This window comes from Flavobacterium sp. UGB4466 (assembly GCF_903469665.1).
In the GTDB taxonomy this organism is placed as follows: Bacteria; Bacteroidota; Bacteroidia; order Flavobacteriales; family Flavobacteriaceae; genus Flavobacterium; species Flavobacterium lipolyticum.
Map to the genome: position 1 here is coordinate 1 of NZ_CAGKLC010000012.1, position 3628 is coordinate 3628.

A 3628-nucleotide genomic window follows, 5' to 3' on the forward strand; every position below is an offset into this window, starting at 1 on the left:
CTTTATAACCATTGCAAAGCAGAATAAAATTTCTAATAATGCAGAAAAAGCGATGCCAAACGCTACAACATAAACGGTTTTAATAAAAAACAAACCTGTAAAACAAAAAGCGAAAAAGCTAACAAATGCAATAAATTGATTTTTAGAAATAAGATCGTATCTATTCATTGGCATAAATACAAAATTTACAATACACCCTACTAACAACCATGACATTATAGTCAAGCTCATAATGATAGTTAAATTATGTGCCATTTGTACATTTTCATGCAAAAAAATTTGAATTACATTTTTACCAAAAGAGACAACTAGGCTAATAAAAAAAAGTCCAATCAAAAATTCATACAAAAAAACTTTTTTTACAATTTTTACATCTATTTCTTTAGATTTTAAAATTTTGGGGAAAAGAGCGTTGTTTATATTTGAAACTATCGATTGAGGTAATAATATCACTTTAGAAGCTAAATCAAAATAACTTACTTCGTTCATTCCAACGTACGAACCAATAAATAATGTTGTACTTTGTGCTCTTATTACACTTATTGAAGAATTTAGAAAAAAGTGATATGATTGCCGTAAAAAACTAGCTATCCGATTAAATTTAACTACTCGAATAGTCAATCTTTCTTTGTAAATTAAATATAAAAAAGAAAGAAAAGCTATCATAAAAACACTTCCAGATATAATAAAACTGTAAAGAATAAGATCTTCTGCATTTTTAATAACACAAAAAATAACAGCAATTGAAACAATTCTTATTACTAATTGAAAAAAAACAAACCAGCGCATTTTTTGCAATCCCTGAAAATACCAATTGAGCAAAAAGATACTCGAAAAAGCCTGAAGTGAATTTATCAGCAATAATTTACTAAGATTTGGATTAAACCAAATTACACAAAACAATGCTAACAATGAAATACAACTCAGAAAGACTTTAGTACTTACAACATCAGATAACAATTCTGACTTAATCTTTCTGTTGTCAATGTTTTGAGACAAAATTTTTAAGGCCGGCAAATCAATTCCAAAAGAAATAAACAAGGTAATATAAGAAATAATTGTTGTTGAAAACAAAAATAATCCATAATCTCCTGCCCCAAATATTTTTATGGAAAATGGATAAATTAAAAAATAAAATAAAGTATTCATAATCTGAACTGCTGTCAGATATATGTAATTTTCTAAGAGTAATTTTTGTCTTTTGACCTCATTAATTGAATTAATCACAAACTCCTTAATTGCCACTATACTAATGTATTAAATATGTTAAACGAATGTTTTTAGTAAAAATTACGATGTTTCGTTTCTTCATATAAACGCTCCTCTGGTAAACTTTTGAAGTATTCGTAAGTAATTCTTAATCCTTCTTCTCTGTTTATTTTAGGTTCCCAATCTAAAATTGCTTTAGCCTTAGTAATATCGGGTTGTCTTTGTTTAGGATCATCTTGTGGTAAGGGCAAATAAACAATTTTCTGATCAGTATTTGTTAATTTAATAATTTCCTGTGCAAAATCATTCATTGTTATTTCATTTGGATTACCAATGTTGACAGGATGTGTATAATCGGACATTAAAAGTCTATAAATTCCTTCAACTAAGTCATCCACAAAACAAAATGATCTAGTTTGTGTGCCATCTCCAAAAATTGTTAAATCTTCTCCACGCAATGCCTGACCTATAAAAGCGGGCAAAACTCTACCGTCATTTAAACGCATTCGAGGTCCGTAGGTATTGAATATTCTAACTATCCTAGTTTCTAGACCATGAAAAGTATTATAAGCCATAGTTATTGCTTCTTGAAATCTTTTCGCTTCATCATAAACGCTTCTGGGTCCAACTGGATTAACATTTCCCCAATAGTCTTCGGTTTGAGGATGAACCTTTGGATCGCCATATACTTCTGAAGTTGAAGCTATCAAAAATCTAGCTTTTTTTTCTTTTGCTAATCCTAAGAGATTATGGGTTCCTAGTGATCCGACTTTTAAGGTTTGAATTGGAATTTTTAGATAATCAATTGGACTTGCTGGAGAAGCGAAATGTAAAATGTAATCTAATTTGCCTGAAACATGTACAAAATTACTAACATCATGGTTATAAAATTTAAATTTTTTTAATGGAAATAAATGCTCTATATTTTTTATATCACCTGTAATTAAATTATCCATTCCAACAACTTCATAGCCTTCTGCTATAAATCTATCACACAAATGAGAGCCTAAAAACCCAGCAGCTCCCGTAATTAAAATTCTCTTACTCATAAAAGACTATATTTGATAATATTTTTAATACTTATTTAATAACGCAAAATTCATTTCTTTTACGAACCTATTCCATTGTAAACAAAACCTATTGATTGCAATTCTTTCGCATTCAAAATGTTTCTTCCATCAAAAACAAAAGCAGGCTTATGCATAGACTCATAAATTTTTTGCCAATCGTAAGTTGTAAATTCATCCCATTCTGTTAAAACTGCTATTGCATGAGACCCTCTACAAGCGTCATAAACATTACCAAATGTGGTTAATGATTTAGCATTTTCTTCTGCAGGTCTTGTTTCTAGATAATCTAAATCGCTCATCATTTTATTTCTTGAAACTTTCGGATCATATACAGAAATTTTTGCTTGTTCGTTAATTAAATCATCGGCCACATAAATTGCTGCAGACTCTCTGGTGTCGTTGGTATCTTTTTTGAATGCCCAGCCTAAGAAAGTAATTTTTTTATCGGCTACTGTATTGTATAATGTCTGAACAATTTTATTAGAAAATCTTCTTTTTTGATGATCATTCATAATAATAACTTGTTCCCAATAATCTGCTACTTCATTTAACCCATATGACTTTGCAATATAAACTAAGTTTAAAATGTCTTTTTGAAAACAGGAACCTCCAAAACCAACAGATGCCTTTAAGAATTTAGGTCCAATTCTACTATCCATTCCAATTGCTCTTGCTACTTCATTAACATCAGCACCTGTTTTTTCGCAAAGCTCAGACATCGCATTAATTGAAGAAATACGCTGCGCCAAAAATGCATTAGCGGTTAACTTCGACAACTCTGATGACCAAACATTTGTTGTTAGAATTTTATCTTTATTTACCCAGTTTGCATAAACATCAACCAAAGCATTAATTGCAGCTTCTCCTTCTGGAGTAGAATCTCCTCCTATTAAGATTCGGTCTGGATTTAATAAATCTGTAACTGCAGTTCCTTCTGCTAAAAATTCAGGATTCGATAAAATCTGAAATTGAACGCCATTACCTGTATTATCTAATATACTTTTAATTGCCTCAGCAGTTCTAACAGGTAAAGTTGATTTTTCGACAACAATTTTATTTTGTTTTGCAACTTTTGCAATTTGTCTGGCACATAATTCAATGTATTTTAAATCAGCTGCCATTCCTTTTCCTTTACCATAAGTTTTGGTTGGAGTATTTACCGATATAAAAATAACTTGAGCTTCATCAATTGCTTTTTCAACTTCTGTTGAAAAAAATAAATTTCTCCCTCTTGCCTCTAATACAATTTCTGAAAGCCCAGGCTCGTAAATAGGAATATTATCTGTATTTGGATCATTCCAGTCTATAATTCTTTGTTCGTTCAAATCGACAACAGTCACTTGAATATG

At 30.1% G+C, this 3628-nt stretch carries 3 protein-coding genes; all 3 read right to left on the bottom strand.

Annotated features, from left to right (window positions below; all coding sequences use genetic code 11):
* The coding region (locus tag JO950_RS05225; RefSeq protein ID WP_202701649.1) for an oligosaccharide flippase family protein at positions 1 to 1245 on the bottom strand (1245 nt) is incomplete at its 3' end.
* 35 nt (positions 1246 to 1280) lie between these two features.
* Positions 1281 to 2258 carry a UDP-glucuronic acid decarboxylase family protein gene (locus tag JO950_RS05230; RefSeq protein WP_202701651.1) on the bottom strand — a complete coding sequence of 326 codons (978 nt, stop codon included), beginning with the start codon at positions 2256 to 2258 and terminating at the stop codon, positions 1281 to 1283.
* 59 nt (positions 2259 to 2317) lie between these two features.
* Positions 2318 to 3628 (bottom strand): nucleotide sugar dehydrogenase (locus JO950_RS05235; protein WP_237732280.1); only part of this gene is annotated, 1311 nt, incomplete at its 5' end.